Here is a 15,180-nt window from a genome sequence, read left to right on the forward strand (position 1 = left end):
CCAGGCACGCCTCGCACTCTCCGGGCCGCGATCGTCACCGCCGGCCCCGCTGTTCGCACGGACGCGTACGACGCGGCCGACCGCATCCGCTCTCCTACCGCCTCTGACACCGCGAATACGGACGCGCAGGAAGACCCGGATGCCTCCCTCGCTACGGCGACCGCCCTGGCATGGTCCACGCAACCGAGCCCGGGGCCGTCGCCGGTTCGATCCGCTGCCACACCGGCCCTCCCTGTCAGGAGCGCGGGGCTTTCTCGCCGTGGACGGCTGTGTATTCGGCTGCGAGCCAAGGGCCGAGGTCGTTGATGAGCATGCTGAGCACCGCCGGATCAGCTGAGGGTGCACGGCCAACGGCCGCGGCGTCACGCATCTGCTTGACACGCTCGGGGTAGTAGTGGCCGAAGAGTTCGGCGGACTGATCGAGGTCGCTGGTCCAGCCACCCCATTGGGGCATGATCAGGGTGAATCCTGTGCGGACGATGCGACGGCCGACGAAACGGCTGAGGGCCTGGCGATCGGCGTACGTTGTGGCTTGGGCCGCCCTGGCACGCCAGCGTGGCAGCACACGGGCGAGGTCACCGTTGGTCTCCCGCGCGAGTAGGGCTGTGGGGCGGTAACGGGACAGTTCCTCTGCGAGGTCAGGGCCCAGCAACGGGGTGCAGAGGCAGGCGATGAAGAATCCGCCGTCGTGACGTTCGACATCGCTGAGCAGAACCCTCTTGCTGGTCAACAGGATTCCGGCACCGTCGATCTGCGGGTGTGCGCGGTCGAGTACGGCCTCGATCGCTTTGGCGTCGGCGCGGTCGGCTTCGGTGGGTTCGTCGTGGAGGGCGAGCTGGAGGTCGAGGTCGGAGACTCCAGGAGTGGCGGTGCCGCGAGGGACGCTGCCGTAGAGGTAGGCGCTGTGCAGGCGCGTTCTGCCGAACGTTGCGGCGATATGTGCCCGGGCCGCATCGACGACGGGGACGAACGCTGACGGCACTCGGTCCAGTGCGCCTTCGCGTGCGATCGTCCCGTCATGGTCCAGCCCTCGTTCACTCATGGGGCCACTGTGCCTTGCGCCGCTGGTGGTGAGCCCGCTGCTGGTGCCGTGGAGCTGCCGTATGGCTCCGCTGCCTTCGTTGTCGTAGGAGTTCTCTTGCGGTGCGGAGACCGAGATCCGCTTGCCGTCGCGGTTGAAGTCGGCCATGCGGACCGCGGAGCCGAAGACGCCGTTGTTCTCGGCGGTGCCGCGGGTCTTCGAAGTGTTCTGGAGAAGTCGCACAGAACCGGTCGTGCTCGCCCCGCCGGATCCGCTGCGCAGAAGAAGTACATCGCCTCCGCGTAGGCGCCGGCCAGTGACTCGTGGGGGACGCTTACGGCCAGTTCGGCGTATGCGGACTGTGCCCAACACGGTCGCGGGTACGACTGCAGCGCGCTGGTACGCCGCCCCGCTCGCGTACCCCCTCCGCGGCCGCGACGCCCTGCGGGATTGGGAGTCACGAGGCCAACTGCTCTTGTGTGCGGTGACACGAGTGGGTCGGTCCCATGTCACGCTCGGGCTGGCTGATCTCGGCCCACACCGCGTCGAGGGAGAGGCCGAGGACGTCGGCGATCGCCGCGATGGTGGGGAAGGCGGGGGTGGCCACGCGGCCCGTCTCGATCTTCCGGAGGGTTTCCGGTGAGACACGTGCGGCGAGCGCGGTATCGAGCATCGAGCGCTCTCCTCTGGCCCGTCGCAGCAGGGCGCCGAGGCGCTGTCCGCGTTCGACCTCTGCGGGAGTGAGCGGCAGTCTGACCATGGCTCCCATTCTAATACCGGTACAGTATGGCCGGTATAATTATTGGCTACGTCATGAGGGCAGCACATGATCGAGATCCTGAACTCCACCCTGCTGGACCGAGCGAGAGGCACAGGCGCCCTGGTCGCTGGCATCCTGCAGGCGCTGAAGAGCCGCAGCGCGATCGGCACGAACCTTCTGGACATCGATCGATGGACCAAGGCCGTGATCGTCGAGGCTGGAGCAACGTCCTGTTATGTCGACTACGAGCCATCCTTCGGACGCGGCCCGTTCGGCCACTACATCTGCACGGCAGTCAACGACGCCGTGCTTCACGGACGGCCACACGACTACACGCTTGCTGACGGCGATCTGCTGACCCTCGACCTCGCGATCTCCAAAGGCGGAGTCGCTGCAGACGCCGCCATCAGCTTCATCGTGGGCGACGCAAAGCCCCCGGAGAGCGTCGCGATGATCAGCACAACCGAACGCGCGCTGGCCGCAGGAATCGCCGCTGCCGGGCCCGGGGTTCGCATCGGTGACATCTCCCATGCCATCGGTACAGTCCTCAGCGAGGCGGGGTACCAGATCAACACCGAGTTCGGAGGCCACGGAATCGGATCAACGATGCACCAGGACCCGCACGTTCCGAACACCGGTCGGCCTGGCCGTGGATACAAACTGCGACCCGGGCTGCTGCTGGCACTGGAGCCGTGGGTCATGGCGGACACCGCTCAACTCGTCACTGATGCCGACGGGTGGACGCTGCGAAGTGCGACAGGCTGCCGGACAGCACACAGTGAGCACACGATCGCTATCACCGACGACGGAGCTGAAATCCTCACCTTGCCGAAGCAGGGGTAACCGGTGAGGTCGGAGCCCCCACGTCTCTCTCTTTCAAACGCCCCGCGGGTCGTGCGTGCGCTCAAGCTTGCGCATCGGTAAGCCGCCGGGTGGTCACGCCGGATCGTCGCGTACAGCTTGGCGGTAACACTCGCGATGGCGACGGCGATTTCGGGGCTGGCGTGGGAGGTCAGGGTGAGGCGTCGCTCCCGTAGCCAGCCAGCCAGCCGCACCGGCACTTCCCGTGGGCAGTTCGTCGGGGGAGTACCAGGATCCCGGCGGGGCCGGAGCCGCATGCGCGACGACCGGATCCCGGCCTCCGCCCGGCCGTCACATCGTGGACCGACCGGCTTGCGCCGCGGTGTCGGTGTGCCGGAGCTCAGCGAGGAGTTCGCTCTGTCCGGCCAGTAGTTCGGTGAGGATGCGCCGTGCGGCACGCAGGAGTTCCGCAACGTCGCCGCCGGCCAGAGCGTAGCTGACGGTGGAGCCTTCACGGATGGAGACAACGATGCCGGACCGGCGCAGTACGGCGAGTTGCTGGGAGAGGTTGGACGGTTCGATCTCGATCTCGTTCAGGAGTTCGCGCACGGGTACGGGGCCGTTCTGAAGCAGTTCCAGTACGCGGATCCTGACGGGATGTCCGAGCATGCGGAAGAACTCCGCCTTGACCTGGTACAGCGGCACCTGCATGCGACAACACTCCCAACCGGGTTCGACCGTTCGAAGGCCCGCCGGTCAGACCTGCGGGACCTTCGATGTGCAGCACCAGCCATCCTCCCGTCTCCCGGCTCCGGCCTGCGCCTCGGTGACCATATTCAGATGTGCCGAGTTGAAGATTCTTTCAACTCATGGGCATGCGTGAGCCGGGAAACAGGCGGGCTACAGCTCCAGTTCCGCTTCGATGCGCTTGAGCTGGTGCCTGGCCATGGCCAGGTTCGCCCGGCCCTTGTCCAGGACGATGTACAGGAACAGGCCGTTGCCCCCGCGGCCCGTGATCAGCCGGATGAGGTGGTACTGGCTGCCGAGGGTGATCAGCACATCCTCGATCTCCTCCTTGAGGCCCAGCATCTCCATGGTGCGGACCTTCGCCCGGATCACATCGGTGTTCCCCGCCGCGGCCACCGACAGATCGAGTCCCTCGCCCCCACCCAGCGAGCCCAGGGCCATGCCACTCGTGTAGTCGACCAGTGCGGCCCCCACGCTCCCCTCGATCGAGGTCATCGCCTCCTTCAGAGACGTCTCCACACTCAGCATCAATTACTCGCTTCCTTGGTTCTCGACGACCCCGGCCGGATTCACGCCCGGCCGAGGGGTGACCGCAGACGCTACCCACTGGCCGTCAGGGGTACGGGAGCATAGGGAATCTGGTCGGAACCGACCGCCCATGCCCTAGCATCCGCCCTGCAATTTGCTGGCCTGCGGCCGAGGACGAGGCGTCCGGGGCACAAAAGGGGCTGCCCGAGATCTCGGACGGCAGGCGCAGGTCGAGCGGCCGTTGCATCAACCGTGCGGTGGCCCGCCGCTTCTGCGCTTCGCGGCATTTGCGTAGAGCGGCGTCCGCCTTCAGCGGCGTGGGAGCTGGGCTCGGCGCCCTCCGCCCGGCGTCCCGCGGGCCTTCTCGCTCCGGCCGCCAGGCCCAGTTCCTCAGCGCCTCTGGGGTGATCCCCGGATCATTGGCTGCCGAGTTGATCGGCGCTCACGGCCGCGACCCGTACAGCGCCAGCGTGTCCGCCTCGAACTCCGGCGGACAATGCTTCATGACCGCGGGACATCCGTTTCACTGGACTCAAGGTCAAGTGTCTCGGTCGTACAGGGTCCGGGGTCAAGGCTCGTGCTGCTGTGGCCCCGGTGACCGGCCCCAGACCTTCCGGGGGGTACGGAAACGGATCACATGAGCCCGAAGCGGTGGCGAAACGGCCCCCAAGGCACTCGGGCGACGTGCGTGCTCTGGCCTGACCCCGAACGCTCAGCTGGCCAACTCGAATGCTCAGCGGGGTACGGCGGAGCCCCGGTGCCACCGTGCGGGTGAAGGCCACCACGCCGCGACACAGTGACCGGAAGGCTGGTGGGTCGGACGGGGTTCAATGGGCTCGCTATGGCATCACCCTGGTCTTTCGCACCGGAAGCCTTGTGGCGCGGTGAAGTGCCCGGTCCGGGCTGAGCCGCGCCCGTCCCGGTCGCGCACCCGTATTCAGTGGAGAACATCAGTAGCCGAGTAGAGGTGGTGTCCAGCGATGGACCAGCGGTTGACGGTGCTCAGCGAGAGCCGGGATGATCCGTTTGCTCTGCACCTGGCCGCCTCGGCGGTGCTCGACGACCGAGGAGCCGTGGTCGGATGGAGCCAGCGGGCCCAGGAGGTGCTCGGCTACCCGGAGACAGCGGTGATCGGCCGTCCGGCGCTCGAAGTCCTGATCGATCCCCGCGGCCTGCCGGCCGCAAAGGACGCCGCGGCGACGTGCAGAAGAGCCGGGGGCTGGTTCGGCGTACTGGCGGTGCGGCATCGCAGCGGACGGCTCGTGGAGATGGGGTTCAGGGCACGCGCGCTGCTACGCGAAGACGATATCCGCGAGTGGTTCCTCCTCGGGGCGCCGGCGGCGGAAATCCTCGAGTGGCAGAGGGACCGCGCGGTTCTCGACGGGCTGTTCCACCGGTGCCCGATCGGCCTTGTCGTCCACAGCCCCGACATGACGATCCTCCGGGTCAACCGGGCAATCGAACGGTTCACCGGCGTTCCGGCCGCGTCGTTCACAGGAATGCCCACCGGCGCGCTGCTGGTCGCCGAGGACGCGCGCAAGGCTGTGGACCGAGTGCGCCAGGTGATGCAGACTGGGAAATCACTGGTCTACACCGAGCAGTACTCCCGCTTGGAGCGGCATCCGACACGAGAGCGGGCCGCGTCCGTCTCCGCCTTCCGGTTGGAGGACCCGGCGGGGCGGGTCCTGGGAGTGGCCGAGACCGTCGAGGATGTCACCGAACGCCATCGAGCCCGGCTTCGGCTGGCGCTCATCGCCCAAGCCGGCACCCGCATCGGAACCACACTCGACCTGGGAGAGACGGCCTGGGAGCTCGCTGATGTGATGGTTCCTCACCTTGCCGACCACGTATCGGTGGACATGGCGCAACCAGTGACGCGGGGTGAGGAACCGGCGCAGGGCTCGAGGGAGCCCGTCGTACGGGTGGCGGTGAGCAGCGTACTGGCCCAGCAGCCCGAACTGCTTCAGCCGGGTGGTGAGCCCTTCGAGTTCGCATCAGGCACCCCACAAGCCAGGTGCCTGGCCGATGGGCGGGCCGTATTGGAATCGGTTCTTCCGCCTGACTGGTTCTCCGGGGAACCACGCCAGGGTGAGCACGCTCCGGATCCGGGTGTCCACTCTCTGATCGTGGTACCGCTGGCAGCACGGGGGCTGGTGCTTGGCACGGTGAGCCTGTGGCGCTCGCGGCGCCCCGACCCGTTCGAAGCAGACGACCTCACACTGGCCGGGGAAATCGCCTCGCGCGCCGCTGTGTGCATCGACAACGCCCGGCGCTACACGCAGCAGCAACGGACCGCGCTCACCCTGCAACGCAGCCTGCTACCGACGGCAGTTCCCCAGCAAATGGCCGTGGAAGTGGCTCCCCGCTACCTCCCCGCGAGAGCAGCCTCGGGGCTGGGCGGCGACTGGTTCGATGTCATCCCCCTGTCCGGGGCCAGGGTCGCGCTCGTCGTCGGCGACGTGGTCGGTCACGGCCTCCACGCCGCAGCCACCATGGGCCGGCTGCGTACTGCCGTGCACACCCTTGCCAGCCTGGATCTGGAACCGGACGAGGTTCTCTCCCGCCTGGACGACCTGGTCGACCTGCTGTCCGCCGAACAAGAAGCAGTCGGTGAACGGCCTGTGGGCGAGCAGGTCATCGGCGCCACCTGCCTGTACATCCTCTACGACCCGGTCTCCCGGCTATGCTCCGCGGCCCGCGCCGGCCATCCGCCACCGGCGGTGACCACCCCCGACGGACAGGTGAGCCTGCTCGACCTGCCGGCTGGGCCACCGCTCGGCCTGGGCGGCCTGCCGTTTGAGGCCCAGGAGTTCGAACTGGCAGAGGGAAGCCTGCTCACCCTCTACACCAACGGACTCATCAGTGAACGCCACATCGACCTCGACACGGCTCTGGCACGGCTGTTCGCGGAGCTCAGCCGCCCCGCTGACCCCCTGGAACAGACCTGTCAGGCGGTGATCGACTCCCTCGTGCCCGCACACCCCGCCGACGACATCGCCCTCCTCGTCGCCCGCACTCGCGTGCTCCCGCCGCAGAACGTCGCCTCCTGGCGACTTCCGCTGGACGCGACCTCCGCGGCTCAGGCGAGGACGCTGACGACTGCCCAGCTGACGCAGTGGGGTTTGGATCACCTCACCTTCACCACCGAGCTCATCGCCAGCGAGTTGGTCACCAACGCCTATCGGTACGCCAGCGGTCCCATGACCCTGCGGCTCATCCGTGAACGATCTCTGATCTGTGAGGTCACCGACACCAGTCACACATCACCGCACCTGCGCCGGGCACGCCCCAGTGACGAGGGGGGACGTGGCCTGCTCCTGGTGGCCCAACTGACCGAGCGCTGGGGCACACGCTACAGCCGCGAGGGGAAGACCGTCTGGACCGAGCAGCCACTGTTGGGGCTGTAGATCGTCCGCCGCCGGTACGCGATGGCTCTGGACGTCGATCGTTGCCGGCAGCCCGCAAGCCAAGAGGCGTGCTGGGCCTTGACTACTTTCACCGTGGGTCGGAGACAGGAGACCGAGGCTGCCTCCCCGTAGATCTCGGGGCAACCGGAGGTCCTTCAGTTCGAACCCACGGGTCCACCGGGGTGCGTCAGGCCGATGCATCCATGGGTTCGGGTGAACACGAGGACGCTGCGGAATCCGAAGGGTCTCGGCGGTGACGCCGCCTTGAATGTCCTCGGCCATCACGACCGCCTGCCGAACTGCCAGTTGTGTCGGCCTACGGGTCCGGGGTCGAGATGGCGCGTGCCGGGTCCGGTACCGGCCTCCGGACCAACGCCGCCGTGCCCGGCCGGGTGGCGCCGTTGTGGGACCGCCGCGGCCCCGTAGGCGATCGGCTCGTCCCCGGTCGAGCGGCAGCGCCAGGTCGGCGCCCTGCCCCGTGCCGAGGCCTACCGTCAGGTCTGATCCGCGGCGCGCAGCGCCCTCGCCAGCCATTCCAGCTCCTCGCTTGTGTCGGGTGACGAATCCTGCCCGCGCACACGGGCGAGGAGCCTGCGGTAGTGCTCCGCTCCGGCCTTGATCCCAGCCTCCAGGCTGCGCAGCACGGCGGCCCGATCAGAGTCACCGAACAGCTCGGACAACACCTCGGCCGCTGCCGGCCCTTCGGGAGCAACCCCGCTCTTTCTGGCCTCCGCGACGGTCTGCACGATCTGCCTGGCCCACCAGATGGACGCCCCGGGGGGAGGGCCCTGCCCCGGTACGGGCGTGTTGAGCTCCATCCATGTGCGCAACCGGGCGCGGAAACCGGGGTCCCGCACCCATTCGGCCAGTTCGATCCAGGCGTCGACCTGCTCAGGTGTGGGATCGTCGGGCAATTCGATGCTGTAGGTGCGCATGCGGTCGCGCAGGCGCGGGTCGTCGAGGCCGCCGAACACCTCCTCCTTGAACTCGTCGATGATCTGCTTGCGCTCGGCGGCGGAAAGCCGCGCCAACCGGTTCATCAGTGCTGTCTCCTCAACGGTCGAACCCCGCTTCGCCACGGTGGACAGGACGGCCCGGCTCACCTTGAGCGAGCGGATCTGCGCGTCTAGCGCGGCCACATGAGCGTCGGCGGCCTCCGCTACCGTGGTGCGCCCGCTCAGGACGCGGCACACCTCGTCGAGCCCGAGCCCCAGCTCCCGCAGGGTGCGGACCAGTTCGACGCGGGCCACGGAGTCGGCGTCGTACAACCGGTAGCCGCCTGCGGAGCGGGCCACAGGCGGCACCGCGCCCTCGTCCGACCAGAAGCGCAGGGTACGCACCGGAAGCCCGGTGCGGTGCGCGAGCCGGCCAATGGTGAGCACGTCGGGGTGTTCGTCGTCCATGAGTAGGATCCTGAACCCTCCGGCGGCTGGAGACTCAAGTGCCGTTCTCACCACCGCAGCGCGCACAACATGCGCCTCCTCGCCTTCGACCGGACTGCAGACTGATCAGGCCGGACGACGAAGCTGCGCGAACCTTGAAGCCACGTCACTGACCCGCCGATCACGCGAACGAGTGCGGAGCACCAGGCCAGGGGCTCAGGGCACCGGCAGGAACCACTGGAACCCACGGGATGTCGCACCTACTGGTCGTGTCTCCGATCCTCCCCGGGCGCGGTGCCTACCGGACAAGGGCGCCTGCGGCCGCAGGTTGGCAGGTTGATGGCGCTCTTGCACATCGTTTCTGTCCGCACTTCCGCGAACGAATCGTCTCCGAACCTCACTCAGATGACTCGATACGATCGCGGCTCGCGGACCCCACCAGCAGCGTTACCCGCTGCGTACAGGGCGAGGGCCAGGGCCGCGTCTGCGCCTGGATGTGTCCGGCAAGGCGGCCAGCCGGGCTGGAGGACCAGCTCGCGCGATCGATCTGGTCCTGAGCGCCGTAGCGCTGTGGACGACGACCGGGCACCGTTGTACGAGCGGTGTCCGGGGTGCCCTTCTCCTGGTCCCGGCGGCTCGGACGCGGCTGTTGCCGCACGGGGCGCGTGGACTGTGGGCTTCGGTAGTCTCGGCTCAGTAAACGGTACGTAAGGGAAGACTCGGGGGACGATTATGACGGCTCATCAGCAGGATCCGGTGCCGGCCGGCGGAGCGAACACTTTGGGAACGGATGCGGAAGTCTTCCAGCCGCTGGCCGACGACGACCCGCGTACGGTGGGCGGATACCTGCTCAGCGCCCGGCTCGGGGCCGGTGGCATGGGCAAGGTCTACCTCTCGTACACGCCTGGTGGGCGACCCGTGGCAATCAAGGTGATCCGCCCCGAGTTCGCTGAGGATCCGGAGTTCCGCCGCCGGTTCCAGCAGGAGGTGCGGGCCGCGCAGCGGGTGCAGGGCATCTACACCGCGCCGGTGATCGACAGCGATACCGAGGGCCCGCAACCGTGGTTGGCCACCGCTTACGTCCAAGGGCCGTCCTTGCACTCGGCAGTTGCCGCGCACGGGGCGATGCCGGTGGCGTCCGTCCTGCTGCTCGTGGCAGGGATCGCCGAAGCGCTGCAGGTCATCCACCACGCGGGGATCGTCCACCGCGACCTCAAGCCGTCCAATGTGCTCCTCGCGGTGGACGGACCGCGCGTGATCGACTTCGGGATCGCGCGTGCCGCCGACACCACCGCACTGACTGGAACCGGCGTCAGCGTCGGCACCCCCTCGTTCATGTCGCCCGAACAGGCGGCCGGGACGAGCTGCACGGAGGCAACCGACGTCTTCGCTCTCGGCCAGATCGCGGTGTTCGCCTCGACAGGCGCCGCCGCGTTCGGTGACGGAGCCTCGCACGGCGTCCTCTACCGGATCGTCCACGAGGAACCGGACCTGTCACGGCTGCCGGACGAACTACGGGAAGTCGTCACCGGCTGCCTCAACAAGGATGCCGAGCTGCGGCCGTCCACCGCCCAGATCATCGAAATGTGCGGCCGGGCGTCCCAGGACCCGGCGCTGCGCCGTCCCGGCGGCTGGTTGCCGTCCTCCTATGCCGCTGACCTCACCCATGCAGCCGCGCCCACTCCGCCGCCGGGAGTGGCGCATCCGGCGACGCAGGCGGCACCCGGCTCAGCGTCGGCGTACCTGGCGACGCAGTCGGCCCCGCACACGCCGCCGATTCATCCACCCACCCAGCCCGTACATCCGCACGCCGCGCCTTCGCAGCCTCTTCGCTCTGCAGCGGCGGGCCATCCCGCCTACTCCCCGACCGTCGGACACCCGGTCCAGCCGACGGCCGGGTCTCCTGGCAGCTACCCGGGCCACACAGTTGCCGGTGCCGCAATGGGACCCTCGTCGGGGGCGACGTCGCCCGGGCAGCCCCGCAAGCACAATCGCGCTGGGCTGGTCGCCGCAGGACTGGCCGTTGCCGCGCTGATCGGCGGCGGTGCCTACCTGCTGGGACAACAGGAGACCGACAAGGGCTCGAAAAACGCCCAGGACAGGAAGGGGAGTAGCGCGTCGCAGTCCGGCGGCGCGACTTCGGGCGCGCCCGACACCAGCGGAAAGAGCAAGGCTCCGCAGGCCCCGAAGGGTGCCGTGTACAAGAACCTAAGCATCCCTATCGGTTACGCGGTGATGTTCGCCGACGAGCCACCGAAGCCGGAGGACGTGGACGTGTTCTACGAGGGGGATTTCGGCTACGCCCGCGACATGATCAACGGCGACGCGCTTGCCACCAACCAGACGAAGAACACCATGGCGCTGCTAGGGCCCGGAGAGCCGGGCTCGCTGGCCGGCTGCCGCGCCAACACCCGGTACACAACGTCCATCACGAAGGACAAGCTGGGCAAGGGTGCCAGGATCTGTGTGAAAACCGGCTCGGGCCACTACGGACTGGTCACTCTGCACGGTTTCGCGGACTCCCCGAGCCAGTACGTCAGTGTGGATCTCACGGTGTGGCGCAACGCGACCACCCCCTGAATCGGCCATCACGACCTGCAACGGTGCCCGTCCACCCCGCCCGCGCGGGAACAGCAGTGGCACATGACAGCGGTCCGGGACGGCGCGGACTCGGGTCGGCTCGGGGAGTGGGACGTAGCCACCCCTGTCCACGTCGGCTCCTTCACACGGTTGGGCGACTACGAGCTGGCTTGCCAGACGGAGACGGCGGAGCGGCTCCGAAAGGGCGGTCTGCCCGCTCTGTGGAAGCTGGCCGGCGAACAGTCCGGGCAGTACCGACGGGCGGCGGGGCTGCTCGTCGGATACGCCTTGTTGCGTGGTCGGGTGCGGCTTGGGACGGCGCCTATTGCCGAAGCTAAGGGCGCTGACAGCGCTTCACCTGCCGGCCTGTTGCTGAACGAACGAACCGGCGGCCGCGCCCTGGGGGGAGACCATCACGGCCGGAGTCCGATGAATCCCGGCACGATACCCGTGGGCCTACGCCGGTCCTGGTTATCCTGACTCGTTCTGAACCGCCCAGGGAGGTCCACATCATGAGTAGCACGACGTCGTCGTTGCCCCAGCAGATTGAGCTTTCGGGGGAGGGGCTCGTCCTCCGCGACTGGACGGAAGCGGACCTGCCCGAAATGCCAAAGCTGTTTGACCACCCCGACATCGCGCACTGGACGCCGATCGTCTCACCCTTCGACGAAGCCGCCGCCCGTGCACGGCTGGACCGCGACCGGCAGATGCGGGAGGAGGGCACGACCATCCTGCTCGCCATCACCGTCGACGGCGGCGCACCGCTCGGCGAGGTAATGCTGCGGCGTGCACCCGAAGGCACGGAGCTCGGGTACGTGGTCGGCCCGGCGCACCGCGGTCAGGGGCTGGCAGCGCGGGCGGTGCGGGTGATGGTCGCGTACGCCTTCGAGCAGCTGGGCGTGGAACAGGTGATCCTGGAGCTGGAGGCCGAGAATGCAGCCAGTGTCGCTGTGGCCACCAAGGCGGGTTTCAGGCTGCTTGACGTGCCGCTGATCACGGGGGAGGAGAAGGGGCGGCCTTATGCCTTGCAGACGTGGGGGCTGAGCCGCCCCTGACCCAGAGAATTCACCACGAGCACCTGACCGACTTCCCCCGGCGCCGGGCGCGGCCGCCGGTATAGGCAAGCACGCGCGTTCACGGGCGCGAGAGGCCGGGATGCGGACACGTGCACACTCATCGCCTCAGCCGGGCACCACGCCTTCACGCACTGCGTGCTCATAGAGTGCCGCCTCATGCGGCTAACGGGTCAAGGTGTCCGCCAGGGACACCTCTCTGTGGGCGCCGGTTGATTCATGATTACGTTGAAGTGTCAGGCGTGAAGGCGTATGTCCGAAGCGGATCGAGGCGCAACTCGTGCGGACCCGTGCAGTCCGCGGCAAGAGTGGCCACGCGCGCGCCGCACACGCACGCCATGTTGCGGCCTCCAGTTCCCAGCGGTCCGCAGCACCCGTGGTGGATGCCCGGGGAGCCGGTCAGCTGCAGACTCAGCACGTCCTCCGGATGCACAATCACGGAGTTCCTGGGCCCGGCAGCCACCATGCCGGTCATGGCGGGTGGCATGAGAAGAGCCCGATTCTCGTGAATGGTCACGTCCCGGGTGCCAGCGACCACGAAGGAGGCGCCCCAGGGTTGGGGATCGGTGGCACAGCTGCCTCGCGGGACTGTCGACGGTGCGAGCCAAGTCTTGCCGTGGCGGCCCCTGTCGTAAACGGAGACATCCGGAACGCCCGGAAGCTCTCGCACGTCCGGGGTAAGTGCGGCGCTGCAGTTCACGCAGTAGAAGACCGTTATACGAGCACGAAGCCGAGGAAGTGGTCGGCTCGTTGTTCGTAGCGACGATGCAGGCGGCGGAAGCCGTTCAGCCATGCCACCGTGCGTTCGACCACCCAGCGGTGCCGGCCGAGGCGTGCCGAGGATTCGATTCCCTTGCGTGCGATGCGGGGCGTGATACGTCGGCTGCGGAGCCATCGTCGCAAGTGGTCGTAGTCGTAACCCTTGTCCGCGTGGAGCTTGCTGGGCCTGCGCCGCCTCGGTCCGCGACGGGACCGGATCGGCGGGATCCCGCGCACCAAGGGCACCAGCCCCAGGCTGTCGTGAGTATTCGCAGCGGAGATACCAACCGACAGGGGCAGACCGTTGTGATCCGTGACCAGGTGGATCTTGGATCCGCTCTTGCCACGATCGGTCGGATTCGGTCCCGTCAACGGCCCCCTTTTAGGGCACGCAGGCTGACGGAGTCGATCGCACACCGCGACCAGTCCAGGTCGCCGTTAGAGCCGAGCCGGTCAAGCGCGACCCGGTGGAGTTTGGCCCAGACTCGGGCTGCCGTCCAGTCAGTGAAGCGGCGGTGCACCGTCTGCCACGAGGCGCCGAAGATCGGCGGAAGCTGGCGCCAAGTGCAGCCAGTAGTGGCGACGAAGATAATCGCGGCAAGAACCGCACGGTCATCGGCCCGACGTCGACCGCCGCCCTGCGGCCTGATCGGGGGCTGTGGAGGCACCGTCGTGAACAACTCCCATAACCCGTCCGGCATCAGGTTTTCCATCATTCCCACGCCGAGGACAACGACGGCGTTGCCCAAGAACTCGCGATGCGCGCCCCTGACTTGCGGGCGATCTTAGCTTCGCGCACTGATAGCCGTGTCGCCTCAGAGGCGATACGATACGTCTCGTCTAATCTTAGTCTCGCCCTGGAGGAGCACCATGGAACGCTTCATCGACGCAGCACCCGGTGTACGCCTCTGGACGGAGGACCGGGGCGCCACCGACGCGTCTCCGCTGCTGCTGATCATGGGAGCGCAAGCACCCGGCCTGGGCTGGCCGGACGAACTGGTGGACATGCTCGCCTCCTGCCATCGCGTGATCCGCTACGACCACCGCGACACCGGTCGCTCCACTTGGGCGTACGACCAGCGGCCCTATCCCCTCAACCAACTTGCGGAGGACGCCCTCACGGTGTTGGACGGCCTCGACGTCGAACGCGCCCACATAGTGGGCATGTCACTGGGCGGCATGCTCGCCCAACTCCTCATCGCCGACCATCCCGACCGGTTGCTCAGCGCGACGCTGATCGGCACCCGCGCGCTCAGCACCGTCCCGTACGTCCAGCCGGACGGAACCCGGCTCCCGCCCGAGGAGCTCCCCGGTGTCGCACCCCGCCTGCTTGAGATGTGGTCCCGTCCCGTGGCGGACCTCGGCCTGGAAACGGAGTTGGAACGGCGGGTCGAGCACTGGCGGATCCTGGGTGGCAATCAGCTTCCCTTCGACGCCGAATACGCCCGCGCCCTGGAGCGAAAGGTCATGGAGCACACCGGGCACTACGCCACCAGCACCGCGCATGCCCGCGCCGATGCGTCCAACCTGGATCGCACCGAGCAACTCGCTCAGACCACAGTGCCCACCCTCGTCACCTCTGCTCCCGCCGAACCGGTCTCCCCGCCGCCGCATCCCCACCACCTTGCCCAGGCGATTCAAGGCGCACGCATCATCGAGATCCCCGGCATGGGGCACGCACTCCCACGTGAGGTGCACACGCCGCTCGTCGCCGCGATCCTGGACCACACCACCAGACGCTGATGCGCAGCCGGGCCGGAAAGCTGCCGGGACCACGGCTCCCGATCCGACTGAGACGACTTCTAAAGGCGCGGCGTTGTCCCGGTCAGGGGCCGTTGCCTCGGTGAGGGTGGCGGCGGTGAGCCAGTCTGCTGCGGTCAGCTGGTCGGAGAGCTTCTACTGCCGCCCGGGCACCGAGGGAGCCCATGAGAAGGGCGGCGTCGAGGGCCAGATCGATTACTTTCGCCGCAACCACTTCGTGCCCGTTCCTTATGCCGACCGTCTTTTCGCGCCTGGCGGCCCTCCCCCTAGTGCCACATCAGGCAACGTTCGCCCTTCATGACGCATCGCTGCGTTGCTGCGTCGAGAGGCATCAGACAGCCAGAATGACGGAGTGGCTGAA

11 protein-coding genes are annotated in these 15,180 nt (G+C 67.9%); 5 read left to right on the forward strand and 6 right to left on the reverse strand.

Features of this window, described 5'->3' with window-relative positions; all coding sequences use genetic code 11:
- Positions 1-235 precede the first annotated feature (235 nt).
- Positions 236-1,042 carry a nucleotidyltransferase domain-containing protein gene (locus AC07FK_RS12965; RefSeq protein ID WP_479104974.1) on the reverse strand — a complete coding sequence of 269 codons (807 nt, stop codon included), beginning with the start codon at positions 1,040-1,042 and terminating at the stop codon, positions 236-238.
- A gap of 436 nt (positions 1,043-1,478) precedes the next feature.
- Positions 1,479-1,781: a helix-turn-helix domain-containing protein gene (locus AC07FK_RS12970; protein ID WP_479104927.1), complete on the reverse strand. Its 303-nt coding sequence runs from the start codon at positions 1,779-1,781 to the stop codon at positions 1,479-1,481.
- A gap of 66 nt (positions 1,782-1,847) precedes the next feature.
- Between AC07FK_RS12970 and map the strand changes: the two genes are divergently transcribed.
- On the forward strand, positions 1,848-2,624 hold the full coding sequence (gene map, locus AC07FK_RS12975) for a type I methionyl aminopeptidase (RefSeq protein WP_479104928.1): 777 nt from the start codon (positions 1,848-1,850) through the stop codon (positions 2,622-2,624).
- A 309-nt stretch (positions 2,625-2,933) separates the two neighbouring features.
- On the opposite strand, the gene AC07FK_RS12980 is transcribed toward map, so the two are convergent.
- Complete coding sequence (locus AC07FK_RS12980; RefSeq protein ID WP_479104929.1) at positions 2,934-3,293, reverse strand: ArsR/SmtB family transcription factor; 360 nt, start codon at positions 3,291-3,293, stop codon at positions 2,934-2,936.
- A gap of 189 nt (positions 3,294-3,482) precedes the next feature.
- Entirely contained in the window at positions 3,483-3,857 is a 375-nt protein-coding gene (locus tag AC07FK_RS12985; RefSeq protein ID WP_479104930.1) for a hypothetical protein, read from the reverse strand.
- A 980-nt stretch (positions 3,858-4,837) separates the two neighbouring features.
- Between AC07FK_RS12985 and AC07FK_RS12990 the strand changes: the two genes are divergently transcribed.
- Positions 4,838-7,264: a SpoIIE family protein phosphatase gene (locus AC07FK_RS12990; RefSeq protein WP_479104931.1), complete on the forward strand. Its 2,427-nt coding sequence runs from the start codon at positions 4,838-4,840 to the stop codon at positions 7,262-7,264.
- A gap of 494 nt (positions 7,265-7,758) precedes the next feature.
- Here the strand turns inward: AC07FK_RS12990 and AC07FK_RS12995 are convergent, their stop codons facing one another.
- Positions 7,759-8,667, reverse strand: coding sequence for a helix-turn-helix domain-containing protein (locus AC07FK_RS12995; RefSeq protein WP_479104932.1), 909 nt, complete (start codon positions 8,665-8,667; stop codon positions 7,759-7,761).
- Positions 8,668-9,378: 711 nt separating this feature from the next.
- Between AC07FK_RS12995 and AC07FK_RS13000 the strand changes: the two genes are divergently transcribed.
- Both AC07FK_RS13000 and AC07FK_RS13005 read left to right on the forward strand, forming a co-directional pair.
- Positions 9,379-11,226: a serine/threonine protein kinase gene (locus AC07FK_RS13000; RefSeq protein WP_479104933.1), complete on the forward strand. Its 1,848-nt coding sequence runs from the start codon at positions 9,379-9,381 to the stop codon at positions 11,224-11,226.
- Between the two features lie 512 nt (positions 11,227-11,738).
- Entirely contained in the window at positions 11,739-12,281 is a 543-nt protein-coding gene (locus AC07FK_RS13005) for a GNAT family N-acetyltransferase (protein WP_479104934.1), read from the forward strand.
- Positions 12,282-13,013: 732 nt separating this feature from the next.
- Here the strand turns inward: AC07FK_RS13005 and AC07FK_RS13010 are convergent.
- Positions 13,014-13,774 (reverse strand): IS5 family transposase gene (locus AC07FK_RS13010; RefSeq protein WP_479104975.1). Its coding sequence is split into 2 segments (ribosomal slippage): positions 13,014-13,429 and positions 13,429-13,774, totalling 762 coding nucleotides; the frame shifts between segments, so codons are not numbered across the junction.
- 154 nt (positions 13,775-13,928) lie between these two features.
- Here AC07FK_RS13010 and AC07FK_RS13015 point away from each other — a divergent pair.
- On the forward strand, positions 13,929-14,801 hold the full coding sequence (locus AC07FK_RS13015) for an alpha/beta fold hydrolase (RefSeq protein WP_479104935.1): 873 nt from the start codon (positions 13,929-13,931) through the stop codon (positions 14,799-14,801).
- The last annotated feature ends 379 nt before the right edge of the window (positions 14,802-15,180 follow it).

It is taken from the genome of Streptomyces sp. NPDC046122, from assembly GCF_056429965.1.

What these genes read in the sequence shown, in the direction of transcription:
- AC07FK_RS13015 (WP_479104935.1), top strand. Translation starts at nt 13,929, where the DNA reads ATGGAACGCTTCATCGACGCAGCACCCGGTGTACGCCTCTGGACGGAG.
- AC07FK_RS13005 (WP_479104934.1), top strand. Translation starts at nt 11,739, where the DNA reads ATGAGTAGCACGACGTCGTCGTTGCCCCAGCAGATTGAGCTTTCGGGG.
- AC07FK_RS13000 (WP_479104933.1), top strand. Translation starts at nt 9,379, where the DNA reads ATGACGGCTCATCAGCAGGATCCGGTGCCGGCCGGCGGAGCGAACACT.
- AC07FK_RS12995 (WP_479104932.1), bottom strand. Translation starts at nt 8,667, where the DNA reads ATGGACGACGAACACCCCGACGTGCTCACCATTGGCCGGCTCGCGCAC.
- AC07FK_RS12965 (WP_479104974.1), bottom strand. Translation starts at nt 1,042, where the DNA reads ATGAGTGAACGAGGGCTGGACCATGACGGGACGATCGCACGCGAAGGC.
- AC07FK_RS12970 (WP_479104927.1), bottom strand. Translation starts at nt 1,781, where the DNA reads ATGGTCAGACTGCCGCTCACTCCCGCAGAGGTCGAACGCGGACAGCGC.
- AC07FK_RS12985 (WP_479104930.1), bottom strand. Translation starts at nt 3,857, where the DNA reads ATGCTGAGTGTGGAGACGTCTCTGAAGGAGGCGATGACCTCGATCGAG.
- AC07FK_RS12980 (WP_479104929.1), bottom strand. Translation starts at nt 3,293, where the DNA reads ATGCAGGTGCCGCTGTACCAGGTCAAGGCGGAGTTCTTCCGCATGCTC.
- AC07FK_RS12990 (WP_479104931.1), top strand. Translation starts at nt 4,838, where the DNA reads ATGGACCAGCGGTTGACGGTGCTCAGCGAGAGCCGGGATGATCCGTTT.
- map (WP_479104928.1), top strand. Translation starts at nt 1,848, where the DNA reads ATGATCGAGATCCTGAACTCCACCCTGCTGGACCGAGCGAGAGGCACA.